The sequence below is a fragment of the Paenibacillus sp. JJ-100 genome (genome assembly GCF_948329825.1).
In the GTDB taxonomy this organism is placed as follows: Bacteria; Bacillota; Bacilli; order Paenibacillales; family Paenibacillaceae; genus Paenibacillus.
In genome coordinates, this window is sequence record NZ_CAOJCM010000001.1 from 797444 (window position 1) to 816705 (window position 19262).

General features: G+C 36.5%; 24 protein-coding genes. All 24 read left to right on the forward strand.

From position 1 onward, the window contains the following. Nucleotides 1–85 precede the first annotated feature (85 nt). The 24 genes from PQG66_RS03940 (at nucleotide 86) to PQG66_RS04055 (ending at nucleotide 19192) form a co-directional block, all read left to right on the forward strand. Nucleotides 86–1183: a Gfo/Idh/MocA family protein gene (locus tag PQG66_RS03940; RefSeq protein WP_272035361.1), complete on the forward strand. Its 1098-nt coding sequence runs from the start codon at nucleotides 86–88 to the stop codon at nucleotides 1181–1183. 245 nt (nucleotides 1184–1428) lie between these two features. Then, nucleotides 1429–2226 (forward strand): hypothetical protein, encoded by a 798-nt coding sequence (locus PQG66_RS03945; RefSeq protein WP_272035363.1) that lies wholly within the window; start codon nucleotides 1429–1431, stop codon nucleotides 2224–2226. 167 nt (nucleotides 2227–2393) lie between these two features. After that, complete coding sequence (locus PQG66_RS03950; protein WP_272035365.1) at nucleotides 2394–3362, forward strand: DUF4365 domain-containing protein; 969 nt, start codon at nucleotides 2394–2396, stop codon at nucleotides 3360–3362. 212 nt (nucleotides 3363–3574) lie between these two features. After that, nucleotides 3575–4162, forward strand: coding sequence for a histidine phosphatase family protein (locus PQG66_RS03955; RefSeq protein ID WP_272035367.1), 588 nt, complete (start codon nucleotides 3575–3577; stop codon nucleotides 4160–4162). Nucleotides 4163–4371: 209 nt separating this feature from the next. Continuing rightward, the gene (locus PQG66_RS03960; protein WP_272035369.1) at nucleotides 4372–4950 is read left to right on the forward strand and encodes a hypothetical protein; all 579 of its coding nucleotides are present in this window, start codon (nucleotides 4372–4374) and stop codon (nucleotides 4948–4950) included. 218 nt (nucleotides 4951–5168) lie between these two features. Beyond that, nucleotides 5169–5678 carry a DinB family protein gene (locus PQG66_RS03965; RefSeq protein ID WP_272035371.1) on the forward strand — a complete coding sequence of 170 codons (510 nt, stop codon included), beginning with the start codon at nucleotides 5169–5171 and terminating at the stop codon, nucleotides 5676–5678. Nucleotides 5679–5883: 205 nt separating this feature from the next. Beyond that, complete coding sequence (locus PQG66_RS03970) at nucleotides 5884–6330, forward strand: DUF4279 domain-containing protein (protein ID WP_272035373.1); 447 nt, start codon at nucleotides 5884–5886, stop codon at nucleotides 6328–6330. A gap of 251 nt (nucleotides 6331–6581) precedes the next feature. Continuing rightward, a complete protein-coding gene (locus PQG66_RS03975) occupies nucleotides 6582–7028 on the forward strand; it encodes an oxidoreductase (protein WP_272035375.1) in 447 nt (148 codons plus the stop codon). Nucleotides 7029–7273: 245 nt separating this feature from the next. Continuing rightward, nucleotides 7274–7732 carry a hypothetical protein gene (locus PQG66_RS03980; RefSeq protein WP_272035376.1) on the forward strand — a complete coding sequence of 153 codons (459 nt, stop codon included), beginning with the start codon at nucleotides 7274–7276 and terminating at the stop codon, nucleotides 7730–7732. A gap of 289 nt (nucleotides 7733–8021) precedes the next feature. Next, on the forward strand, nucleotides 8022–8462 hold the full coding sequence (locus PQG66_RS03985; protein WP_272035377.1) for a pentapeptide repeat-containing protein: 441 nt from the start codon (nucleotides 8022–8024) through the stop codon (nucleotides 8460–8462). Between the two features lie 213 nt (nucleotides 8463–8675). After that, complete coding sequence (locus PQG66_RS03990) at nucleotides 8676–9038, forward strand: hypothetical protein (protein ID WP_272035379.1); 363 nt, start codon at nucleotides 8676–8678, stop codon at nucleotides 9036–9038. A gap of 220 nt (nucleotides 9039–9258) precedes the next feature. Beyond that, entirely contained in the window at nucleotides 9259–9795 is a 537-nt protein-coding gene (locus PQG66_RS03995) for a hypothetical protein (RefSeq protein ID WP_272035381.1), read from the forward strand. A gap of 152 nt (nucleotides 9796–9947) precedes the next feature. After that, nucleotides 9948–10433, forward strand: a complete 486-nt coding sequence (locus PQG66_RS04000) for an NUDIX hydrolase (RefSeq protein WP_272035382.1) — start codon at nucleotides 9948–9950, stop codon at nucleotides 10431–10433. Between the two features lie 327 nt (nucleotides 10434–10760). Further along, on the forward strand, nucleotides 10761–10967 hold the full coding sequence (locus tag PQG66_RS04005) for a DUF3024 domain-containing protein (protein WP_272035384.1): 207 nt from the start codon (nucleotides 10761–10763) through the stop codon (nucleotides 10965–10967). Nucleotides 10968–11204: 237 nt separating this feature from the next. Beyond that, entirely contained in the window at nucleotides 11205–11654 is a 450-nt protein-coding gene (locus tag PQG66_RS04010; protein ID WP_272035386.1) for a GNAT family N-acetyltransferase, read from the forward strand. A gap of 67 nt (nucleotides 11655–11721) precedes the next feature. Then, entirely contained in the window at nucleotides 11722–12237 is a 516-nt protein-coding gene (locus PQG66_RS04015) for a DinB family protein (RefSeq protein ID WP_272035388.1), read from the forward strand. Nucleotides 12238–12442: 205 nt separating this feature from the next. After that, a complete protein-coding gene (locus PQG66_RS04020; protein ID WP_272035390.1) occupies nucleotides 12443–13306 on the forward strand; it encodes a hypothetical protein in 864 nt (287 codons plus the stop codon). A 570-nt stretch (nucleotides 13307–13876) separates the two neighbouring features. Next, entirely contained in the window at nucleotides 13877–14389 is a 513-nt protein-coding gene (locus PQG66_RS04025) for a GNAT family N-acetyltransferase (protein ID WP_272035392.1), read from the forward strand. Between the two features lie 70 nt (nucleotides 14390–14459). Then, nucleotides 14460–15311, forward strand: coding sequence for a hypothetical protein (locus PQG66_RS04030; RefSeq protein WP_272035394.1), 852 nt, complete (start codon nucleotides 14460–14462; stop codon nucleotides 15309–15311). A 149-nt stretch (nucleotides 15312–15460) separates the two neighbouring features. Continuing rightward, nucleotides 15461–15883: a VOC family protein gene (locus tag PQG66_RS04035; RefSeq protein ID WP_272035395.1), complete on the forward strand. Its 423-nt coding sequence runs from the start codon at nucleotides 15461–15463 to the stop codon at nucleotides 15881–15883. Nucleotides 15884–16039: 156 nt separating this feature from the next. Then, nucleotides 16040–16459, forward strand: coding sequence for a GNAT family N-acetyltransferase (locus PQG66_RS04040; RefSeq protein ID WP_272035397.1), 420 nt, complete (start codon nucleotides 16040–16042; stop codon nucleotides 16457–16459). Between the two features lie 201 nt (nucleotides 16460–16660). Next, complete coding sequence (locus PQG66_RS04045; RefSeq protein WP_272035399.1) at nucleotides 16661–17716, forward strand: serine hydrolase domain-containing protein; 1056 nt, start codon at nucleotides 16661–16663, stop codon at nucleotides 17714–17716. Between the two features lie 121 nt (nucleotides 17717–17837). Then, the gene (locus PQG66_RS04050; RefSeq protein ID WP_272035401.1) at nucleotides 17838–18308 is read left to right on the forward strand and encodes a hypothetical protein; all 471 of its coding nucleotides are present in this window, start codon (nucleotides 17838–17840) and stop codon (nucleotides 18306–18308) included. Between the two features lie 116 nt (nucleotides 18309–18424). Beyond that, nucleotides 18425–19192 (forward strand): nucleotidyltransferase domain-containing protein, encoded by a 768-nt coding sequence (locus tag PQG66_RS04055; protein WP_272035403.1) that lies wholly within the window; start codon nucleotides 18425–18427, stop codon nucleotides 19190–19192. The last annotated feature ends 70 nt before the right edge of the window (nucleotides 19193–19262 follow it).

Consider the following 19262-nt stretch of genomic DNA (forward strand, 5'->3'; position numbering starts at 1 on the left):
TGTCTTATAAGTTGAACTAGGTTCTGGGATATCAAAAAGCTTGATCAGGATGTATTTCATACAATTGAAAAGAGGATGGGATGACATGGCTAAAGACGGTATGTTCTATGCACCAAAAAGTGTGACCAAAGAGGTTGTATGTGAACCTGGTGAATTTACCATTGCAGCCGTGGCCCTGGATCACGGACATATCTATGGCATGGTTGGAGGTTTACTGGACGCTGGTGCCACGCTCAAATGGGTCTATGATCCAGACCCGGCTAAAGTGGACGCATTCCGTAAACAGTTCCCACAAGCACAGGTCGCTACATCGGAAGCGGAAGTGCTCGCCGATTCTGAGGTGTTGCTTGTAGCAAGTGCCGCCATTACATCAGATCGTGCACCACTCGGCATGAGAGTCATGGCGGCGGGTAAGGACTATTTTACGGACAAAGCTCCGTTTACCACGATGGAACAACTGGAACTAGCACGTGAAGAAGTGAAGCGAACTGGTAAGAAATACATGGTGTATTACAGTGAACGTCTGCATGTAGAAAGTGCCATCTATGCGGGGCAGCTCATTGAACAAGGCGCAATCGGCAAAGTAGTGCAGGTCATGGGCACAGGCCCTCATCGATTGAATGCTGGAGGACGACCAGAATGGTTCTTCAAGCATGAGCAATACGGTGGTATCCTCTGCGATATTGGCAGTCACCAGATCGAGCAGTTCCTGACCTTTGCATCATGCAGTGATGCACAAGTAGCTTTCAGCCGGGTCAACAATTTCAACCATCCACAGTTCCCTGAACTGGAGGATTTCGGCGAAGCTTCCCTCATCGGTGATAACGGAGCTTCCGGTTACTTCCGCGTAGACTGGTTCACACCGGATGGCCTCGGTACGTGGGGAGACGGACGTACAGTTATTCTTGGCACAGACGGATATATTGAGTTGCGTAAGTACATTGACATTGCCCGTGAGCCTGAAGGAGATCAGGTATATCTGGTCAATCATGAAGGTGAGTTCAGGTACAACGTCAAAGGCAAAGTCGGCTATCCATTCTTTGGTCAGCTCATCCGCGACTGTCTGGATCGCACCGAGACGGCAATGACACAGGAGCATGCGTTCAAAGCGGCAGAACTCTGCCTGATGGCCCAACATAAAGCGATGAGTGAGCGCGTGGTATGGAGTGTGGGTGGAAAGTAAGCTTTTGGGTGTGAGAAAGGGTTCAGATGAGTCAAAGCAGTCCCAATGTAACTGTAGGTAGATTTGTTAGTGGGTTCTAACAAATGACGCGCAGTTGTGGGACTGCTTTTCTCTATTGGTGACTTCGCAGATGGAACAAATTGGGTTATATTAGATGTAGTTGGGAAATGAGGTTGAAATGAGAGGTATATACGAAGTTCGTAGATATAATGTTAGATGAAATTATCATTGAGGTGAAGCAATAGATGAAAAACAAGAAGATGAAAAAGAGGAAAAAACAATTCTTAGATGGGCGCATACACGAAAAAAACTTTTTGGGAGCTGTCATAGATAATGAAAATAATCAAATTCGTGTATATTCCAAAGATATGCTTCAAAAGAGAATTCAAAGAGATTCATTTGGAATAGCTAAATCTTTTGATAAGGTATATTCTAGTGAACTAATTCCCATAAGTGAACTGTTCAGTAAAGCCAACTATATTATCAGCAATAGTTTTTTTAGAGCTAATAATGAGGATGATTCAGTAAAAGTTACTTGTACACAATTAATGATGAATGCTGCCGCTACAATTCAATCATCCGTAGAATTATTAAGATTAGGTTATACTTTACAACCATGTATGCTGCTTCGTTCGGTAATAGAAACGATAAGTACAGTCGCTTATTTCATAATAGAACCCGAAGGACACAAAATATATCAGGATGGAAAGCTTAATGTAAATAAAACTATAAAATACGGCAAACAGTTGATACCCAACTTAGGGAGTTTACAAGGACTGTTAAGTAATCACTTCGTACATATCAGTTCACTGCATTCAGAGCTTAACGGATTAACAAAACACACAAAGAATCACCAGCCTACAAGAATAAATTTAAATATGATAATGGTATGCACTTGGTGTTTATATGTTACCAGTGAGATAGTATTTTATGATTATTTTGATGAGCATATTTATTGGAATAAGATTGATGAAGGTCAATTTAAATTTGAACAGAGTGAGGAAGATAAAAAATGGATGAGTGAGTTTCTCAAAGAAGAATAATCTCGTCTAACATAATATTCATGCAGCGGCTCCGATGGAGCCTTGGTCTGCGGAAGGATTTCGAGGAGGACTTTCAGCAGACAATCCCTTCGGGGTTCATGAATACAGGAACGTTATCCGAAACATAAAGATCTATCAAAGAATAGAATATTGAGGTGTATTTTAGTATGTACCAAAACAACGGAAATATTGGTGTAGCAGTAACCAATCTAAAGGTTAGCCAAGATTTGGGGTGGATATTCCGTGAGCAACCAACACAAGACTTTGGAATTGATGCGCACATAGAAATCCATAGTGGACTAGAAGCTACTGGGAAATTAATAGCTTTACAAATTAAATCTGGTCCAAGTTACTTTAAGGAAGAGAAGGATGAAAATATAATCTTCCGAGGCGACATACGTCATCTTAAATATTGGAAAAAGCATTCACTTCCAGTATTAATTGTGTTAACGGATATTCAAAATCATGATTGTTATTGGCAACAAGTTACAGATGATAAAGTTGAAATTGTTTCTGATAAGTCGTGGAAAATTGAAATTCCAAAGAAAAATAAATTAAATGAACAGGCTAAATATGTTCTAGAGAGAATAGCCGACAATCTTACAGAGTATCAACGAAGGTTTAATTCTCTCGTTATTGCAAAAGCCTGGATGGAAGCAATAGATGCAGGAGATGATGTCATCTTAGAATCAGATGAGTGGATAAATAAGTCATCTGGAAAAGGATCTATGACACTAAAAATAATCAGTAGTCAAACAATGGAGGAAAAAGTTGCTTTGGATTGGCCAATGGTTTTCTTTCCTATGCAAGACTACAAAGATGTATTCAATAAAGTATTCCCTTGGGCAGATATATCAATAGATGAGGATTTCTATGAAGACTACGATCGAGATCAGTTCATGCTTGACGAATGCCCTTACGATAGTGAAGAAGGAGAGTATATTTTTGTAGAAGAATGGTATGAAGAGTGGAAGGATGCTCAAGAAGAAATCAGACCATATTCTAATTCAGCAGGGGAAGTTGATCATTATAGGCTAAAGTTTGAACTAAACGATTTAGGAATTACTTTTTTAAAATTGGACAGGTATTTGGAAAGTCAGTTTTTTTATACCCTTAGTGATAATGACGTTGACTAGTACACTACAATTCATCATTACAGAGAAAAAGAAATGCTTCGGATAACATAATATTCCTGCTGCTATGTCGCTGTCGCTCCTTGGTCTTCAGATGGTAAATCAAAGAAGTGGAACCTGGCAGACAACCCCTGACGGGGTTCATGAATACGACAACGTTAGATGAAAGATCGGCAGTATCCTAAAAACATAAAATGAAATGAAAGAGGAACAGTATGACATTGATAGGACTTATAAGACATGGAGTAACAGATTGGAATTATGAATACAGGGCACAGGGACAAGTCGATATACCTTTAAATGATGAGGGACGAAGACAAGCTGAATTACTATCTAAGAGAATGGAGAACGAGGAGTGGGATTATATTTATTCAAGTGACTTATCAAGAGCACTCGAAACAGCAGAAATTATAGGAAGGATTAAGAATGTTGAAGTGAAAACTGACCCACGATTAAGAGAAATGAACTGCGGTCTTATTGAGGGAACAACTGAACAAGATAGAGTTAGTAAGTGGGGATACGGATGGTCCAAACTAGATCTTGGTATAGAACCAAACGCTGAGATAATCACAAGAGGAATGAAATGCCTAATGGACATTTCAGAAAGACACCCCGACAAAAAAATATTGATAATAAGTCATGGAGCACTAATTGGACTGACTTTAAAGAAACTAATTCCACACATCGATACAGAAGAACACCTCCATAATACATCGGTAACAATTTTAAAAAAAGACCAATTCAGATGGGATTGTGAACTATATAATTGTATTACTCACTTAAACGTTGAATATTATGAATAGCAAATCAGAAGAAGGCCAATCAATCATCTAACATTCTATTCACGCAGCGGGGCTATCGCCCCTTGGTTGACAGATGTATAATCATGGAGGAAGCTCAGTCAACAAACGCCCAATCCTAAGATAAGAGTTATCTAAGGATTGGGCGTTTCCTGAATATCAGAACGTTATAGGAAATCAGCGTAAATTAATAAAAAATTGGAGATCTAAGAATGTCAGAATCAATACTTGTATTACGAATTAAAAATAGACTTGGTTCGAAAGATGTTAACACTGTCATTTTAAAGCAAAAGGAAATTAAGATTATAGTAAAAGAAGAATTGGGCCATCTTTTATTGATCGATGCAGATGATTGTAACGAAATGTTTCTGTTGGCTAGTTTATTCCATCATTCAATGAAGAGTCATGATGTAATTTATTTAGAACGAGAAGATACAAGGTATACAGATTTATTTATATTTAATGGAGCCATTAATCCATTAACACAGAAAGAGCTAAGAAAGATCAAATCATCAATTGAATACTGTAAACCCGTTGTATGTAAACTCCCTTTAATAAACACACATGACGAGACCGTTTGGGACACATGGAAACACTGGAAGTATGACGAAGAACTTAGAATAAAGGCAGATAAAGATATGGCAATAATCAATTCATCACAACTCGGATTTGAACTGTTAGTTAATAGTTGTGCATATCTTGCTACTTCTTATGTAGGACATTCGCATTTTGATTGTCATTCTACAAAAACTTCACCAGAATTAATTATAAGAAACATAGCGAGAAATTAAAGTAATTGTGAGTATTTCACAGTGGACACTGACGTCTTATAACTAAAAATTCATGCATCGGGGCTATCGCCCCTTGGTTGTCAGATGTATAATCATGGAAGGAGCTCAGACAACAAACGACCCAGCCTAAGATAAGAGCTATCTAAGGCCGGGTCGTTTCGTAAATACAGGAACGTTATAGGAAAAAACCTAAAATAATTAAAGAAAGGGAGTATTCTATGGAAATTCAAGAAATTAATCACAATTTGAAAGAAACAAGAGATGAATTACTAGGAATTCTTAAAGGTTTGAATCGAAATCAATTATACATGAAGAAAGACTCAGACAGTTGGAGTATTGGTCAGATATGTCAACACCTAATAAAGACAGAAGAATTATTTGTCGTAGCAATAAAAAAAGGATTAAAAAGCAATGAAGATTCATTCATAGAAAAAAAACCATTAGAATTTCTCCTTAATAGAAGTAAAAAGATTATAGCTCCTGACATAGCTAAACCAACTGATGAAGACATAGAATATAATGTGATTGAAGAAAAACTAAAAAATTCAAGAGAGAAGTTATATGAAATATTAAACACAATAGAAGACCCATCAGTGCTGAGTAGAAGACATTTTATACACCCAGTCTTTAAAGAGATGCTATTAATTGAATGGGTGAAAACACTGTACTTACATGAACAAAGACATATTAAACAAATCAATGAAATAGTAAGGCTGTTGCATGATTGATGAAGGCAGATACATCCTATAACAACATATTCATGCTTCGGGGCATTCGCCCCTCGGTCCGGCTGGAGTCCGAGGGAACTCGAAGAAGCATTTCAGTGGCAGAGAAGCGGAATCAGCCGGACGCTCCTTTAAGCCTTTCGGGTTCGCAGATACAGGAACGTTATAAGAAATCCACGCAATCATTGATGAGTATGAGGTGTATACATTGGAGAGATCAAATTCAAAAGTATACTTTAGTATGTTTGGTGATCATTTTCCGATTGATTTAATATCTGATCTTTTAGGTTTAAAGCCAACTTGTTCATATTATAAAGGTGAATTGATTCCTGAAAATCCAAATATAAGACGTATTAAAACAATGTACAGGAAAGAGACCGTATGGGAAATTGGAATAAACTATGAAGAAACCTACGATATAACTGATCAAATAAATCAAGTGATAAACCAACTGAACAATAAAGAGCACACGATAATAGAACTTTGCAAAGAGTTTAAGTTGCAATGTCTTTTTATGATTGTAATGATTATTAATGAAGGTGAAACACCGGCTACTTATATTAATAAGCAATTTATAAAGTTAGCTAATATGCTTGATGCTGAAATACATTTTGATATATATGCGAATCCTTATAAATCAAGCTTTGAAGATTAATAGTCAAGAGATTCGAAGAAGGCGGGGACAACTTATAACACAATATTCACGCATCGGCAATTCGCCCTCGTTCCGATACGTAGTCAGAAGTGGAAGCGGAGAGGCATTTCAATCTCGAGGAAGCATATTCAGACGGACACATCCGCACCGACTAACCACATCGCGGCCGGCTCCTGGCGGAGCTTTAAGTCGGTGGGACGTCGTGAATACGATAACGTTATGTGAAATCCCTACAAGGAAAAAGGAGAAAAATGAATCCAATCAATCGATTACAAACAAAACTTGCAAGTCGCTTTAATGATCTAGAACCAGATAAAGAAGGTAATAAAAATACAAAATTTGCTGATCTGATTATTGATGAGAAATCGCTTTATCAGACACTTAAACAGCATGATTTAGTACCTTCCCTTGGATGGGGAAGTGAAGAGAGGCAAAGACAAATGATTGATTACTTTTTACTTAAAGAGACTCATCCATACTTGTACTATAGATATCCAATATTAGTTTGCCCATGGTGCGGTGATGAAGAATGTGGTTTTATTTCAGTCTTTATTGAAAGAGAAGATGAATTGATTATCTGGAGGGATTTTAAACTAGAACCAGATAATAAACCAATTGATATAGGACCATTTTATTTTAAATGGGAAGACTACGGAAAAGAGATCAACAAAACATATAGAACAGCAGGAATCCAATAGTATTTCTAAGGGATCTCGAAGAAGGTAGGACATCAAACAACACAGTGTTCACGCTGCGGGAGCTGAAGCTCACTTGGTCCGGACCGAGGATTTTCACGGAAGCATATTCGGCCGGACAACCCTGCGAGCCTAAGTCTTCGACCGTTCACTTCGCTCTCTTAAGGCTCTCGAGTTCATGAATACAAGAACGTTATGTGAAAGTATTGCAAATGCATATAAAACATTAAAACCAAAGAGGTCAATTCATGGGATATTACTTTCGTGGAATCATCACTTCAATTGATATTATTGATTCATTTAAGAATAGTTATAGCAATCTAGTGATTATTCATTTATACAACGGATTGGTTACAATCCCACTTACTGATGAGCTATACGATGAGATAAACATGAATCAGGGAAAGACAATTAATAAATATGAATATTTAACAGATCAGATAGGTTTGTTCTGTTCAAAAAATTCAAATTTAAGCAAGACTGCATATGTCGAGGCTGAATATTTTGGTGGGGTTGGTTCACAGAATGGGATTGTATGGGACAGTGGAAAAGTTGTATTTGAAGAAACCATGAGTAAAGATGCAATTAACAAAGCACTTAAGATATTAGGAATTATAACAATAGATTATAAAGATGAATTTGATACAGTGCAATTAGGAAGACATAGATTTGTCGATCGTTGGGTTGATGAGGAGGCTCATTTGTAGAAATCCTTCGAAGACAATACCTTCACATAACAAAAGATTCACGCATCGGGGCATTCGCCTCTCGTCCGGAAGGGTTAGAAGCGGATTCGGGGGTGAGAATTTCAGTTGCAGAGAAGTAGATTCAGCCGGACACACCGGCATCACCTAACCGCATCGTGGTCGGTCCTAACGGAACTTAAGAGGGTGAGGCGCCGTGAATACAGCAACGTTATATGAAACCAGTGCAACCTTAATTTAAACACCATTGAATTTACAAATAACAATACACTCAAAGAGGAGAGAGAATAATATGGGATTAGATGTCGCAAAGATGGAATTAAAGATGAAAGACATTTCTGGATCCACATTTAAGGAAGTTAATGCGGAAGGACTAGATTTTGATAATGTTAATCTATCAAAGACCAAGATTAATAACGCAAACATGAGTGGGATTACAGTTAATGACATTAATGCGGCTGAACTTAGAATTACTGATGCGATCCTAACAGGAGCTTCAATACAAAATGCAAATATGAGTCATATGAAGATCGAGCATGTTCATCTTTTCGGAACGGAATTTGTCGATATTGTATTACCGCAAGAATCGGATGGGAATTATGACCCCACTGGTAACTATAAGTCCATAAAATTTAACAACTGTGACCTAACCAACATGGAGATTAATGAGTGTAATATCACTGGACTAAAGATAAACGGGATACTAATTGAAGAATTTTTAAAGAGCAAGTAAAAGTTTTGTGGGCTTCTCAAGATGTCACTGGCATCATATAACAATATATTCAAGCTGCGTCTCCTTTGAAGCCTTGGTCAGCGGGTTGGATTTCGAAGAGGGGTTTCAGCAGACAACCCCTTCGGGGTTCATGAATACAGGAACGTTATCAGAAAGTACAGCACAGGAATATAAAAAAGAATTTTAGACGTCGACTTGAGAGGAGGTTTTGAAATGAAAAAGATACTTTTTATATTCCTACTAATAACAGTGTGTTTAGTTGCATGCCAATCAAGTGATAATGTTGGTCAAGAAATAGAAGATAATTTAAGAAAGATCATTAATAACAAAGAAATTATATTTTCTAGTAATCCAATCGATTATATTGAACAAAATCAGACTGAATACGAAAACATCATAAGTAAAGGTGAAAAAGGGCTAGTATATTTAATTGAAGAACTGAAAAGTAGTAAAGAAAATGGATTAAAAGAATGGATAATGGCAAAAGCGAGCACTGATATTTTGAAAACCAATAACCCAATAAAAGAAGGGCAAACAGGGAAGGAATGGATTAACAAATATATAGAAATTGACTGAATTTGAATGTAGTTTTAAGGGGGCTGTACCATCTGATAACAATGCATTCCACTTCGTCGCTATCGCTCCTAGGTCACCAAGGAGCGATAGCGACGAAGTTGAATCAGGCGACACATCCAACCGGCTAAGTCTGACGACCCGGTGCATTGCACCTTAAGCCACTTGGACGTCAGGAATGCGGAAACGTTATGGGAATTACCACTAAATAAATTTAAAAGAGGTGAAAATGATGGAAAATGAGGAATACAAAATTGAAGTATTAGAAAAACAATATGGGTCTGTACGAGATTTTCTTCATCATTACATAACATTTAAGGAACTACAGAAAAATCATGATAAATTTAATGGTTCTGTTTTTTGGAAATTGACGAGTGATGCTCACTTACTCCAAGCCATATTATATTGGACTACCGTATTTGGATCATTTAATAATGAAATCCATTTAAATAAATTAGACGATGAAAATAGAGCGAAAAACGATTTTAATACAAAGCTACTTATACACTTGAACTTTAGTAAAGAAGAATGGGAAACATACAGGAAATCAATGATTAACTTTCGGAATAAATTTATTGCTCATCAAAATCCTAGGTTTAACAATCCCGTACCAATATTAGATGTTGCGTATAAGTGTGCACTTTTTTATGACGAGTGGATAGAGGAGTATGTTAAACCCGACTTTTTTACAGGTTTGTCTATTGCAGAAATGATAGAAGAGTATAAACAAGAAGTAGAGGGATTACTTAAGAATTTTTAATAAGCATCTCGAGGAAGTGTGGTACATCACATAACTTAATATTCACGCTGCGGGTCGCCGGACACCCGACATACGTCGGGGCGTGAATACCAGAATGTTATGTGAAATCATGTGCAGATCGGAAAGAATGTTTAACAGAGAGGTTGATTATAATGTTTTATGTGAATACACGAGCGATCATTGAAAGACAGATTGATGATCATATTGAAATTGTAATTCAGAATAGAGTGAAACCGAATGAGCCATTAACTATTGAACTTCCAGGAGGGCGTATTGAACCCTTTGAATCTTTAATACAAGCACTGAAGAGAGAAGTTAAAGAGGAAACCGGTTTAGACCTTTCTGAAATTGAAGGAGAAGAATTAAGAATTGTCACAGAAGGAAATTCCTTTGAAGTAGAATGTGTTAAACCATTTGTTGCATATCAAACTGTAAAAGGACCAGTAGATTCTCTTGGTTATTATTTTAGATGTAAAGCAATCGGTGAATTGCTTAAATCAGGAGACGAAACATCAGGAATTAGATGGATAAGAATAAAAGATTTAAGAGCCCTGTTAGAAGATAATCCTCTTCAATTTTCTGATATAGATCGGGCAGGAATACAATATTATTTAAACCAATTAAACTATAAAGAATAATGTGAGTGAATCAGAGATAACACAGTATTCACGCTGTGGGGCTTACGCCCCTTGGTTGATAGATGTATAATCATGGTAGTAGCTCAGTCAACAAACGACCCAGCCCAAGATAAGAGCTATCTAGGGCTGGGTCGTTTCGTATAAAAACGTTAGGTGAAATCATTGTTATATACGGTGTGAAACGGATCAAGGCAAGGAGAGACAGAAATCAATGGATGATTTCCCGAAAAAGCGAATATGAAGATCAGAGACAATTACACTAAAAATGTAGTACCAGAACATGTGAAAACCTAAATAAGAATCAATTATAAGATCAGAGGAGATCATGTGACATTGATCGAAGAAAGACAAGGGTACAATAGTGATCATTGGGTGCAGATGCCAGTAGCTCAGTTCAGATTAGGTGAAAACAAATGGAAAATATATCGGCAAGATAGTAAAGGGAAATGGCATTTCATAGATGATATCGAACCGAATGAAGGTTTTGAAATACAATTAAAGATATCGGACGAGGGGCATAACGGAATGTTTTGAGGGTGATTCGAAGAGGTCAATGACATCTCATAACATAATATTCAAGCAGCGGCTCCTTCGGAGCCTCGGTCTGCCGCGTGGATTTTAAGAGGCATTCCAGCAGACCACCCCTTCGGGGTTCGTGAATACAGGAACGTTAGACGAAACCTGTCCAAGAAATATTTAATCATAAAATAATAAAAGATAATTTTAAAAAGAAAAGTACAATTATTCACATTCATGGAGGTAGATATATTTATGTTGATATTAGAGAAAGCCGTAAAGAATGATGCAAAAAAGCTTGCCGAGATACAAAAGACTAGCTTTGATCAAGAATCTAAACTATTGAATAATAACGAAATCGGAGGACCCCCAGGATATGACTCCACAAGTTGGCAAGAAGATATGATGCAATATTGTGAATATTTCAAGGTGCTCTATAACGGAGAAATAATAGGCGGAGCTTTGATATTAATAGAAAGCAACCAAGTGCATAACTTAGGAAGGATTTTTATTGATCCGAACTTTCAGAATCAAGGAATCGGTATGAAAGTAATGAAAGAAATCGAACGGACTTTTCCAGATTGCAATAAATGGTGGCTTGATACTCCTGTCTGGAGTGTCAAGAATCATCACTTCTATTCAAAGTGCGGATTCACCAAAGTTAGAGAAGAAGGTGATCTATACATTTTTGAGAAGACTTTATAGACTTATAATTTGATTGCGTTTTCAAGGAAGATATTAAAACTCAGTAAAGAAAAGGGAGGAAACTTAAATGCTTTATGATCTACAAGGTGGAGCAAATTTGTCACCAATTGTTGGGATGTTATTTTCCACAGTAAAGGAAAATAATCAACGTTTAAAACTTATAACTGAGGGCATGTCTCAAGAAGAAGTTGATTATAAAGGTCCAAACGGCAACTATAACAGTACCGCTCAGTTGATTTGGCATCTGTTGTATGTAGACCTTAACTGGGTTTACAGGCTAAAGAGAGAACCTTTACCTAATAATTTGAAAGAGCAATATGGTCCTATGATAGATGAGAATAATAACCTTCCAATGATTAAGGGTAGGACTTTAAATACTCTAATGTCAGATTACCAAGATATAATTAGAATGTTAGAAGATACATGTACACAATTAACAGATTCCAATCTTGATCAAGTGGTTAATTTCGGACATCAAAATGAAAAGCAAGCGACTATTCGTTGGGGGCTATGGCATATAGCTGACCATTGCCGTTATCATCAAGCCCATATAAATCAACTTAGAAAATGGTATAACGAATAAGTGGATTCCTATAAGTATCTCGAGGACGAAGCTGACATCTTATAACACAATATTCACGCTGCGGGCATAAGGCCTAGGTCCGGCAGAGGGATTTCGGGGAAGTGGGAGCTGAAGGACACCCAGCATATGCTGGGTCGTGAATACAAGAAAGTTATATGCAACCAGCGCAGAAACAATATTCGAGTAAATCGAGGGAGTTGAATATATGAGTTTTGATAAAGCAGCAAACTTTATTTGGAATCATGGAAGACTATTGGAAAGAAGAGTCTTTGAACATTTCTTCTTTGAGGGTTCGATAGATAATATTGTAACTTCACTTAAAGCATATCAGAACAATGATGGCGGCTTTGGAAATGCACTTGAGCCAGACTTGCGTACACCCTATAGTCAACCACTCTACACGGAATTCGCTCTTCGTTTATTATACGATTGCAACATTAAGGATGAAGAAATATCGCTTAAAGCTTGTGAATATATCTCGAATCATGCTGATCTAGCCCAGGGGATCCCAACAATATGTACTTCATCGGAAAATTATCCTCGTGCCGGCCATTGGAACCATCCACTATCCACAGAGCCTTCATTGGACCGTATGACTGGACTGGTTGGTCTTCTCAAGTGGCAGGGTATAAATCATTCTTGGCTTGATAAGGCAACCGAGGTTTGCTTAGATTACATTTCAACGAAGAGATACGAAGATGCACACACTATCTTAACCTCATTTTGTCTCCTTGAAAGTCTTCCCCAAACAGAACATATCGTTGGACTGTTCAATAAGTTATCCAACGAACTTGTCACTGCTAAGTTTTTACGTATGGACGCATGTTCCCAGAATTATGGGCTATCACCATTAGAATTTGCACCAACGCCTACTTCATATTGTAGAAGAATTTTTTCAGAGGATATAATTGTTCAACATCTTGAGGTGTTGGAATCCCAACAAGTTGAAGATGGAGGATGGCAGATTAGTTGGGATCCCCCAGGTGAAACTGCAAAATTCGAATGGAGAGCCTATGTGACCCTTAAAAATTTATTGGTTCTCAAACGGTATGATAAATTAAAATTTTGAGAGTGACTCATAGGTGCGGCGTCGTGAATACGACAATGTTATAAGAGATCAGCGCGAAAACTAAATATAAATTTAAGAGCATAAGCAAGCTTGTCATGAAATATTTGGATTGGAGGGTGGTAAAAAATAAGGAATATTTGGCTTCGGGTTGCACGCAATATCGCTCAAAGTGGGCGAATGACAATAATATGCGGGACAATGATGCATTGGGATATTGAAAAATGTACAGACTTTTCTTTTTTTAACCATGTATATTATATAAACTTACATTGTAATGAAGAAAATCGAGAGAAACGTTACGGGAAAGAAATTGGTCAGATGAAGAAATTGAAAACCACAAGAATGGATATGCATTTCGAATAAGGGGATGAAATCTTACAACAAAGCTTTCCTACTGTGGGCTTTAGCCCTTGATCGCTAAGAAGTTATTTCCAAGAATTCATTCGATACATTCAACTAGGTAAGTCTAACTATCCGTTCTCTACGGTCACTTAAGCTGTTTGAACATCAGGAATGCAAATCGTTATATGACAGGGATGCAAAGAATATAAAAAAAGAGGTGTCATTCAAATGGATATTGAGATTGCAAAAATAACAAAAGATCAAGCGGATACTTTTTTGAATTTGTATAATTTATATTTGTATGACTTATCAGAATTTACCTGTGAAGATCCAAAAGATGATGGGAAATTTGATCCAACAAATACTTACCTGTACCTAGAGAGAGAGGAGTTGCACCCATTTTTTGTTATGTATTTAGGTAAGCCAATTGGCTTCATATTAGTTTGTTCCCCTCCGTTTGTTCCAGAAGGAATTGATTTTACAATACAGGAATTATTTTTATTAAGGAAATATCGCGGTAATCAAATTGCTTCGTTAGGAATAGAGAAAGTACTTAATCTATTAAAAGGAAAAGTTAGTATCGGTCAACTAGTGGAAAATAAACCAGCAGTGAGATTTTGGAAGAAATATTATGAAGAACATAATATTGATTACTTCGAAGAACAAGAGACTATTGAGATTGATGGCTTAGGACTACAGAAAGTGATTTCACAAACTTTTGAGATTCCGAAAAATAGTTAAGTAATTCGAAGTAGGCATCTCAATCATATAACAAGCTTGAAAGATACTTAAATGAACAGGAGAATTCTATATGTCAAACCAAGAAAGAGCATTAGTTAAACAATTATGTATCAGTTGTACTGAAAGAGGCAAAAAAACCAATAAAGAGCATATTTTTCCTCAGTGGTTATTAAAGAAAACAAACACATTTTCTAATCCAATAACAGGAACTGCAGGTAACAAAAAAATACCAGGAAAACATTGTGTAATTCCAATTTGTGAAGAATGTAATTCAGAATTAGGTAGAATCTTGGAATTACCTGTATCGAAAATCTTTGAAAGGATCGAAAATAATCAAGGTTTCAATGATTTCGAAGCTGAGTTATTAGTACGTTGGATGTGGAAGATTACGAGTATGTTTTATTGGATAGAACGATCTAAAGATGAAGATGATTACGGATTTGTATCAGTAAAGGATAGATGTCTAAAGCGCATTGAAAATCCGAGAGAAAGAATAAGTATAGCAATTTCGTTAATAGAGAATGAGAAAGACGAAAAATATGAAGATACTGCTATGGGTATTGATGTACTGCCGAAGTACTCCAATGTCCTGGCTGCTGGTGTTTTTAACAAGACTGCAATTATTGTTTACTACTCTAAATATGATCATTTAATTAGTAATAATTTTACGAAGTATCAACTCTCATCTACTCCATTTTTGATGAATCCGGAAAAAAGAATTTTACCAATAATGGGATTCAGAGAGCCTGGTGAAGCTATATCTAAAGTAATAAGTGTAGTTAATGGAAGGTTGTTACTGTCTCATGAATATGAAGCAGTAATGCAGTTAAAACAACTGACCGAAGAAGCAAAAAAGAAAAATTCATTTTTATCTAAAGAAGCACAAAAATATTTCAAGCGGATCAAGAAAAAAAACAAATAGGTATTTCGAAGAGAATGTACACATCGGCTAACTACATATTCACGCACTGGGCCATTCAATCCTCGGTCCGGCAGAAGCTAGAAGTAGATTCGACGAGGCATTTTATATGTGTAATTTGTTTACAAAACTAGTTAAGGGGTGTGATTTTTATGAAAGCAAGGGTTACTGTTATTACTTTAGGTGTAGATGATTTGGAGAAAGCTCTTAAATTTTATAGAGATGGGTTGGGTTTACGGACAGAAGGAATTATAGGTACTGAATTTGAACAAGGAGCTGTTGCATTTTTTGATTTACAGGAAGGTTTGAGGCTCGCGATTTGGCCTCGGGAAAGTATAGCATATGATACAGGACTTAATAAATCCTTGCCAAGTCCCACTAATTTTACTTTAGGTCACAACGTAAGAAGTAAAGAAGAAGTTGATTTAGTTATGGAGCTAGCACAGGTAGCTGGGGCATCTATAACAGTTCCGGCACACGATACCTTTTGGGGAGGGTATTCTGGCTACTTTCAAGATCCAGACGGGCATTTGTGGGAAGTTGTTTGGAATCCACAATGGGAAATCAAAGATTAATCTTTACGCAGTCGGCCTACGGCCTTAAGTTGATGGGACGTCGCGAATACAACAACGTTACATGCAATATATACAAGAGCATAAAGAATGAAGTTACTTCAAGGCTTATGAAATCATTAAAATGAATATAAACAAAAAAAATGGGAGTGAATGAAGTTGTCAATAGTGATAACCAATAACATAGATTCTAAAAATAAAGATTACGTAAGAAACAGAATGATAGAGTTCAATCTTATACATTTTCCTGACGATTTGAAAGGTCGATATCAAGAGTTAAATTTACATTTAGTTAATGATGATGGAGCGATAATCGGTGGTATTGTCGGAGAGTTTTGTTGGAATTGGTTGGAGATTCATTATCTATTTGTTGAGTCAGAGCATCGCAAATCAGGATACGGAAGAGCATTATTTAGAGAAGCAGAGAAGATGGCAATTGAGAAAGAATGTGAATTTATTAAGCTAGATACATTGAGTTTTCAAGCGCTAGACTTTTATTTGAAAGAAGGATTCAAGATCTATGGAACAATTGAAAATGCCGGAAGACATACACATTATTATCTGAAGAAGGATATATAGAACTGACTTTTTCGGATTGTTCGTTGAAGGCAGATACAGCGTGTAACAATATATTCACGTTTCGGGCATTCGCCCTCGGTCCGAAAAAGTGATTTCGAGAGACATTATGAGCAGTGGACAAAAAGATTCAGACGGACACATTCGCATCGACTAACCGTATCTTGGCCGGACCCTGACGGGGCTTTAAGTCGGTGTGATGTCGTGGATACCATAACGTTATATGAAGTAACTATAAAATCTGAAAGTGGTGATTTGGTGAGTGAATTATCACGCATGATATATGATTATTTGGATAGTAAAAACCTGAAACAAGAGTTTAGTGGATCTGTTTTGATATCCAAGAACAAAGAAATATTATTCAATGCGGGGATTGGATTAGCAAATAAAGAACATCTAATTAAATGTACACCCGAAACAAAATTTCGTATTGGTTCAATTACCAAACAATTTACTTCAATGGCTATTATGATGCTTTCAGAGCAGGGATTACTCAGCGAGAATGATAAATTAGTTAAGTTTTTCCCACTTTGTCCCTATGGTGAAGATGTAACAGTCCATCATCTGTTGACTCATACATCAGGAATCCCTAATATTACCCAACTCCAAGATTTCAATAAGATCATGAAGGAATACACTCCACTTAATATAAGCTCAGAATTAATAATGAAACTCTCATTGGAATTCCAACCGGGATCACATTTTAGATATTCAAATTCCGGCTATTTACTGTTAGCCTACTTAATCCAGGTAGTAACAGGACAGTCTTACGAAAATTTCTTAATGGAGAATATATTCTCTCCGCTATCAATGCATAGTTCTGGACCTGATAACTATAAGGAGATTATTTTACAAAGAGCATCCGGATATGAGTTTGATAATACAATGGGTCTTGTTAATTCTTCCTTTATTGATATGTCTATCGCATCAGGTGGAGGTAATCTTTTATCTACCACAGAAGACCTATATAAATGGGAGCTTGCTTTATCTTCAAACAAGTTAGTTTCAGAAAGCGGAATGCAGCGTCTTTTTACTGATTATGGATATGGTTACGGGTATGGTTGGTTTATTAATGACGAGCTAATTCACAACATCACTCGTAAGAGTGTTTACCATGGTGGTGGGATAGTAGGTTTTAAAAATAAGATAACAAGATACCATAATGATGAAGTATGTATTATCGTGTTGAATAATCTTTCAATTACCGATGTAGATGATATTACAAATAATCTCGCAAAACTAATATTTCAAGAAATTTAAGAACGAGAACTTGTAGATATCTCAAAGATTATTTTCATATCAACGCATTCATGCCGTGAGGGTCTTGAATGCAAGAACATTAGGCGAAAGCACAGAAATTTAGTAGAGACGAGGCAAAAATGTGATTGGCCCGATATTTCTTAGAGGTGATTTAGTTCATAGGTTTAAAGAGTATCTTGCCAGCACCGAATATCATTGTGTAATACACAATGGTGTAGCAAACATAAATTGTACACAGAAGAAATTAGAATTTAAAGAATTAAATGATGTATTCAATACATTCATCAATTCTGACTACCCTATAATATGCAAGTCAGGGAGTAAGAGCAAGATTCCGTTTTGGGATTACCATATTGCAGTAAATCGTTCCAGATATGATAAAGAGCTAGTCGTAACTGAATTGTTGATCCGAGAACCTAAGGAGCATAATTTAATAAACGCAGTTTTAATGGCTTTTTATATATTAATTAATGAGAAGTACAAGTATGAAAGACTAGTAGTGCCGATAAAAATGAATGAAATCATTGGATATGAAGATATAGAGATCCATTCGAAAAATGAAATGACTACTTTATTTAAAAAGATTGTATAAAACTAGTCGCGGAAGTTTGTGCCTTCGCCTAACGTAATATTAACGCCGGGGCATATGTCGAGTGGTGAATACAGTAACGTTAGCCGAAAGAAGTTTTTAGTTTAGGAGGAGTCTATATGATATTGGAAAAAGTAATAGATAAAGTTGTAATACAAAGTGAATATAAGGAATTTGTTAATAAGTACATAAATCATTTACTTGCGGAATTTAAAGGTAAGATTCATAGCATTTATATGTGCGGCTCGGTTCCAAAAGGAACGGCTACACCTTTTAAGTCAGATGCAGACTTTACGATTGTATGTGCAAATCCCAAAGAGATTGATTACGAAAGAATATCAAATATTAAAGATAGGCTTTTGGAAGAATATCCAGTCCTAACTAAGATCGATACGATTATTTGCTCGATTGACGATGTATTAAGTAAACCACATGAGTGGGGTTTTTGGGTTAAGATCATTTGTGTTTGCATTCATGGGGATGACATTGGTGAAAAGGTACCCCCGATCATGATTTCTCCAGCATTCATTTTAGACTTAAATATAGAGACCAAGGAAGAAGTGAATCGTGTACATCGTTCACTTTCTAATGCTAATGATGACGTATTGAAAAATAGATATATTAAAGGTTACTCTAAGAGATTGATTCGTGCATTATACTCTTTGGTTTTAGAGAATACAGGTATATGGGAAGATGACATCATTAAGATGAAGAATGCCATATTGAACTATTGCGAGATTGACTCCCATTTAGTTGAATATCTGTATGCTTGTTACTTGGATAGTAATATACCTGTTGAAGAGTTTTTGGGAACTGCAGAGGAAGTATATCGCTATTTTGAGAACGTTTTAAATGAAATGGCAGCTTCCAGAAAATCTCTTGAATGACACGATTTTGACACTCCAGATCTTTCTGAGAAGAGAGTGACCATATCAATCTCAAATAAAAAGAACACTT

Excerpts from the sequence above, each read along its gene's own strand:
- PQG66_RS03990 (WP_272035379.1), top strand. The coding sequence starts at position 8,676 with ATGAAAAAGATACTTTTTATATTCCTACTAATAACAGTGTGTTTAGTT.
- PQG66_RS03950 (WP_272035365.1), top strand. The coding sequence starts at position 2,394 with ATGTACCAAAACAACGGAAATATTGGTGTAGCAGTAACCAATCTAAAG.
- PQG66_RS04010 (WP_272035386.1), top strand. The coding sequence starts at position 11,205 with ATGTTGATATTAGAGAAAGCCGTAAAGAATGATGCAAAAAAGCTTGCC.
- PQG66_RS04055 (WP_272035403.1), top strand. The coding sequence starts at position 18,425 with ATGATATTGGAAAAAGTAATAGATAAAGTTGTAATACAAAGTGAATAT.
- PQG66_RS04025 (WP_272035392.1), top strand. The coding sequence starts at position 13,877 with ATGGATATTGAGATTGCAAAAATAACAAAAGATCAAGCGGATACTTTT.
- PQG66_RS04030 (WP_272035394.1), top strand. The coding sequence starts at position 14,460 with ATGTCAAACCAAGAAAGAGCATTAGTTAAACAATTATGTATCAGTTGT.
- PQG66_RS03945 (WP_272035363.1), top strand. The coding sequence starts at position 1,429 with ATGAAAAACAAGAAGATGAAAAAGAGGAAAAAACAATTCTTAGATGGG.
- PQG66_RS03960 (WP_272035369.1), top strand. The coding sequence starts at position 4,372 with ATGTCAGAATCAATACTTGTATTACGAATTAAAAATAGACTTGGTTCG.
- PQG66_RS04000 (WP_272035382.1), top strand. The coding sequence starts at position 9,948 with ATGTTTTATGTGAATACACGAGCGATCATTGAAAGACAGATTGATGAT.
- PQG66_RS03955 (WP_272035367.1), top strand. The coding sequence starts at position 3,575 with ATGACATTGATAGGACTTATAAGACATGGAGTAACAGATTGGAATTAT.
- PQG66_RS04035 (WP_272035395.1), top strand. The coding sequence starts at position 15,461 with ATGAAAGCAAGGGTTACTGTTATTACTTTAGGTGTAGATGATTTGGAG.
- PQG66_RS03985 (WP_272035377.1), top strand. The coding sequence starts at position 8,022 with ATGGGATTAGATGTCGCAAAGATGGAATTAAAGATGAAAGACATTTCT.
- PQG66_RS03940 (WP_272035361.1), top strand. The coding sequence starts at position 86 with ATGGCTAAAGACGGTATGTTCTATGCACCAAAAAGTGTGACCAAAGAG.
- PQG66_RS03965 (WP_272035371.1), top strand. The coding sequence starts at position 5,169 with ATGGAAATTCAAGAAATTAATCACAATTTGAAAGAAACAAGAGATGAA.
- PQG66_RS03975 (WP_272035375.1), top strand. The coding sequence starts at position 6,582 with ATGAATCCAATCAATCGATTACAAACAAAACTTGCAAGTCGCTTTAAT.
- PQG66_RS04015 (WP_272035388.1), top strand. The coding sequence starts at position 11,722 with ATGCTTTATGATCTACAAGGTGGAGCAAATTTGTCACCAATTGTTGGG.
- PQG66_RS03980 (WP_272035376.1), top strand. The coding sequence starts at position 7,274 with ATGGGATATTACTTTCGTGGAATCATCACTTCAATTGATATTATTGAT.
- PQG66_RS04020 (WP_272035390.1), top strand. The coding sequence starts at position 12,443 with ATGAGTTTTGATAAAGCAGCAAACTTTATTTGGAATCATGGAAGACTA.